Below are 4,194 nucleotides of genomic sequence, written 5' to 3'. Positions count from 1 at the left end.
GATCGTCGCCGGGGGAACCGTCGCCGCGCGGCATCGCCGGCGAAAATCTGTCCAGCGACGAGATGATGCCCCTTAGCACCTTCAGTTCCGGCTCGGCGAAACCGGCGCGCGTCAGCACGGCACGCAGATTGTCGACCATCTTCGGTTTCTTCCCTTCCGGGCGGAAATAGCCGCGCGCCTCCAGCGCGCCTTCAAGATAGGTGAACAGGCTCTGCAACTGTTCCTTGGTCGCCGGCACGAGTTCCGGTCCGGAGAAGTTGGTTTGGGTCTCGTCATCCAGCCCCGACTTCATCCATTCATAGGACATCAACAGCACCGCCTGGGCGATGTTGAGCGACGAAAAGCCAGGATCGACCGGAAAGGTGACGATCTCGTCGGCGAGCCCGACTTCCTCATTGTAGAGGCCGAAGCGTTCGCGGCCGAACAGAATGCCGGTGCGCTGCCCGGCACGCTGCCGCGTCCTCAGCGCCCTGCCCGCCTCGACCGGTCCGCGCACGGCCTTGAAGCCGTCGCGCTCGCGCGCCGTCGTGGCGAAGACGAAATTGAGATCGGCGATCGCCGAGGCGAGATCGTCGAAGACCCGCACCGCATCGATGACATGATCGGCGCGGCTTGCCGCGGCGCGCGCCTTCTCGCTCGGCCAGCCGTCGCGAGGATTGACCAGCCTGAGCTCGGCAAGACCGAAATTGGCCATGGCGCGCGCGACCATGCCGATGTTCTCGCCAAGCTGCGGCTCGACCAGGATGATCGCCGGACCTGCTGCGGGGGTATCGTTAGGATCTTCGTTGGCTGGCATGGGCGTCAATGAACTGCTGTTTGCGGCATTTCGGCGACCCCTGCCATATTCGGCCGTGAAAATGAAGCTTTGGCAAAGAACGGCATGAAGTCGCGGGCGGATCGGCGTTTGCGCGCTCAAAAGGCCTTTGATATACGCTGCGCATCCCCGGCCGAAAGCCATGCGGGCAAGGCCGTTCCGATCCCCAGCAACGAGGCATTCTTTCCATGGCGAAGATCAAGGTGGCGAACCCGGTCGTCGAACTCGACGGCGACGAGATGACCCGCATCATCTGGCAGTTCATCAAGGACAAGCTGATCCACCCCTATCTCGACCTCAAGCTCGACTATTACGATCTCGGCATCGAGCACCGCGACGCCACCAACGACCAGGTGACGATCGACTCGGCCAACGCCATCAAGAAATACGGCGTCGGCGTGAAATGCGCGACGATCACTCCCGACGAGCAGCGCGTCGAGGAATTCAAGCTGAAGAAGATGTGGAAGTCGCCGAACGGCACGATCCGCAACATCCTCGGCGGCACCATCTTCCGCGAACCGATCATCATGAAGAACGTGCCGCGCCTGGTGCCGGGCTGGACCAAGCCGATCATCGTCGGCCGCCACGCTTTCGGCGACCAGTACCGCGCCACCGACTTCCGCTATCCCGGCAAGGGCAAGCTGACGATCAAGTTCGTCGGCGAGGACGGCACCGTGATCGAGCACGACGTGTTCGACGCGCCGGCCGCCGGCGTCGCCATGGCCATGTACAATCTGGACGAATCGATCCGCGAGTTCGCCCGCGCCTCGCTGAACTACGGCCTGCTGCGCAACTATCCGGTCTATCTTTCGACCAAGAACACCATCCTCAAGGCCTATGACGGCCGCTTCAAGGACATCTTCCAGGAGGTCTACGAGCAGGAATTCGAGGCCGAGTTCAAGGCGAAGAAGCTCTGGTACGAGCACCGGCTGATCGACGACATGGTGGCCTCCAGCCTGAAATGGTCGGGCGGCTATGTCTGGGCCTGCAAGAACTACGACGGCGACGTGCAGTCCGATACGGTGGCGCAAGGCTTCGGCTCGCTCGGCCTGATGACCTCGGTGCTGATGACGCCAGACGGCAAGACCGTGGAAGCGGAGGCCGCGCACGGCACCGTCACCCGCCACTACCGCCAGCACCAGAAGGGCGAGGAGACCTCGACCAACTCGATCGCCTCGATCTTCGCCTGGACGCGCGGTCTCGCGCACCGCGCCAAGCTCGACGACAATGCCGAGCTGAAACGATTCGCCGAGACCTTGGAAAAGGTCTGCATCCAGACGGTGGAGTCCGGCTTCATGACCAAGGACCTATCGCTGCTCATCGGCCCCGACCAGCCCTGGCTGTCGACCACCGGTTTCCTCGACAAGATCGACGAGAACCTGCAGAAGGCCATGGGGTAAGAACCCAAATTTCGACATGCCGAAGGCTCCGAAAGGAGCCTTCGCTTTTTGGGCAGCAACACGAGCGGAAGCAAGGGGCTGACGATGAGCAAGCCAATCCTGTACGGCGCCGACTACAGCGTCTATGTCCGCATCGCGCGGCTGGCGCTGGAAGAGAAAGGCATCGGCTACGACCTCGTGCCCGTCGATGTCTTTGCCCCGGAAGGTGTTGCGGCCTGGTATCTTGAACATCATCCGTTCGGCCGCATCCCGGCTTTCGAGCATGACGGCTTTCGCCTGTTCGAGGCGAGCGCGATCGCCCGCTATGCCGACGAGGCCTTCGACGGCCCGGCGCTGCAGCCAAAAGACGCGCGCAGCCGGGCAAGGATGAACCAGATCACCGGCCTGCTCGACGCCTATGGCTACCGCGCCATGGTCTGGGATGTCGCCGTCGAGCGGCTGGAGCAAAATCCGCCCGACGAGGCCCTGATCGCCAAGGGCCTGTTGCAAGCGGAAGCTGTGCTGCGGACACTGTCGGCGCTGAAGGCCGACGGGCCGTGGCTGCTGGGGTCGCAACTGACCCTTGCCGACCTGCACGCGGCACCGATCGTCGGCTATTTCGTCAAGGTCGCAGAAGGGCGTGAATTGCTTGCCCGATTTGCCGACATCAGCGACTGGTATGCGCGCTTCGCCGATCGCGCGAGCTTCGCCAGGACCGAACAGGCGGGCTGATGCGCGCCGTCCATGTCAGCTATGCGACGCCGAACCTGTCGCAGGCCGGCAAGCTGCTGCTGAAGAGCGCGCGCCGCTTCGGCCTCGACAGTCATCTTTATACGCCGGACCACCCGGTGCTGGTCGACCTGGCGCGAAAATACCCATCGATCATGGCCGCGCCGCGCGGCGCCGGCTACTGGCTGTGGAAGCCGTTCATCACCCTGGACATGATGAACCGCGTGCCGGACGGCACGCCGGTCCTCTACAGCGACGCCGCACTGACTTTCATTGCCGACCCGGCGCCTCTGATCGCGCTTTCCAGCCAGCACCCGGTATGCCTGTTCAAGATGGGCGGGCGGATGCTGCAGGGCGCCTGGACCAAGCGCGACTGCTTTGTCGAAATGGATGCTGACCGGGAGGAGTTCTGGTCGCTGCCGCAGCTATGGGCCGGCATGCAGCTCTACCGCGCCGGGCCGGAAGCGAGGGCTTTCCTCAAGCTGCTGGCGACGGCCATGGCGAGCGAGGTTCGCCTGACCGACATGCCGAACATCCACGGCATTCCCAACCTGCCCGGCTTCGTCGAGCATCGGCATGATCAATCGGTGCTGACGATCCTTGCCAGGCAGCAGGGCGCCGCCATTTTTCGCAGCCCGTCGCAGGAGTGGCACGATCCATCGGCGTCAGCGAGCGAGCAGCCGTTCGGCCAAACGGTGTTTGTGCACCGCAGGCGAAACCTCCCCTATTTCAGGTGGCTTTACAGGCGCCTGCGGCAGAAATACACGGCCGGCCAAGGCTTCCTTTGATCATGCCCGATCTCTCGCGAGAGCCCGGCGGCATTCAAGCTTCCGCACCATAGTCTGAGGGCCCGTTCAGTCGGGCAGATAGATTTCCGCCTTCATGAAGGTCTTCGCGCGGCCTGTGATGCGCACACGGTCTCCGGCCAGCTCGCACAATAAGTGACCGCCGCGCTGCGAGCACTGGAAAGCCGACAGCTCCGTCTTGCCGAGCTTTTCGGACCAATAGGGTATCAGCGTCGCGTGGATGGAGCCGGTCACCGGATCTTCGGGAATGCCCGCGCCGGGCGCGAAGTAGCGGGACACGAAATCATGGGTCTCGCCGCGCGCGGTGACGACCACGCCGAGAGGGTGGAACGTCGCAATCCCGGACAGGTCCGGGACAAAGGAGCGCACGGCGGCTTCGTCGGCCAGCTCGACGAACAGGTTCTCGAAGTTGCGGAAGCTCGCAACCGGGCGCGCCGAAACGGTATCCTGAAGCGCGGACGCCAAC

5 protein-coding genes are annotated in these 4,194 nt (G+C 63.5%); 3 read left to right on the top strand and 2 right to left on the bottom strand.

Annotated features, from left to right (window positions below; all coding sequences use genetic code 11):
- Window positions 1–796, bottom strand: a 796-nt coding sequence (locus EN781_RS27505; protein WP_145965652.1) for an RNA methyltransferase, incomplete at its 3' end; no start/stop codon positions are given.
- A 206-nt stretch (window positions 797–1,002) separates the two neighbouring features.
- On the opposite strand from EN781_RS27505, the gene EN781_RS27500 reads away from it, so the two are divergent.
- From EN781_RS27500 to EN781_RS27490, 3 genes are all read left to right on the top strand, one after another.
- Window positions 1,003–2,214, top strand: coding sequence for an NADP-dependent isocitrate dehydrogenase (locus tag EN781_RS27500; RefSeq protein ID WP_126054852.1), 1,212 nt, complete (start codon window positions 1,003–1,005; stop codon window positions 2,212–2,214).
- Between the two features lie 84 nt (window positions 2,215–2,298).
- Window positions 2,299–2,925: a glutathione S-transferase family protein gene (locus EN781_RS27495; protein ID WP_126054853.1), complete on the top strand. Its 627-nt coding sequence runs from the start codon at window positions 2,299–2,301 to the stop codon at window positions 2,923–2,925.
- Window positions 2,925–3,710 (top strand): hypothetical protein, encoded by a 786-nt coding sequence (locus tag EN781_RS27490; protein WP_126054854.1) that lies wholly within the window; start codon window positions 2,925–2,927, stop codon window positions 3,708–3,710. The genes EN781_RS27495 and EN781_RS27490 overlap by 1 nt, the downstream gene beginning before the upstream one ends.
- Before the next feature lie 66 nt (window positions 3,711–3,776).
- On the opposite strand, the gene EN781_RS27485 is transcribed toward EN781_RS27490, so the two are convergent.
- A partial coding sequence (locus tag EN781_RS27485) for a PhzF family phenazine biosynthesis protein (RefSeq protein WP_145965651.1) occupies window positions 3,777–4,194 on the bottom strand: 418 nt, incomplete at its 5' end.

Origin of the sequence: Mesorhizobium sp. M4A.F.Ca.ET.090.04.2.1, from assembly GCF_003999085.1 — a bacterium.
Taxonomy (GTDB): Bacteria; Pseudomonadota; Alphaproteobacteria; order Rhizobiales; family Rhizobiaceae; genus Mesorhizobium.
Note: the sequence above shows the minus strand (reverse complement) of the source record. Positions and strands in the feature narration are given on the sequence as shown.

What these genes read in the sequence shown, in the direction of transcription:
- EN781_RS27495 (WP_126054853.1), top strand. Translation starts at nt 2,299, where the DNA reads ATGAGCAAGCCAATCCTGTACGGCGCCGACTACAGCGTCTATGTCCGC.
- EN781_RS27500 (WP_126054852.1), top strand. Translation starts at nt 1,003, where the DNA reads ATGGCGAAGATCAAGGTGGCGAACCCGGTCGTCGAACTCGACGGCGAC.
- EN781_RS27490 (WP_126054854.1), top strand. Translation starts at nt 2,925, where the DNA reads ATGCGCGCCGTCCATGTCAGCTATGCGACGCCGAACCTGTCGCAGGCC.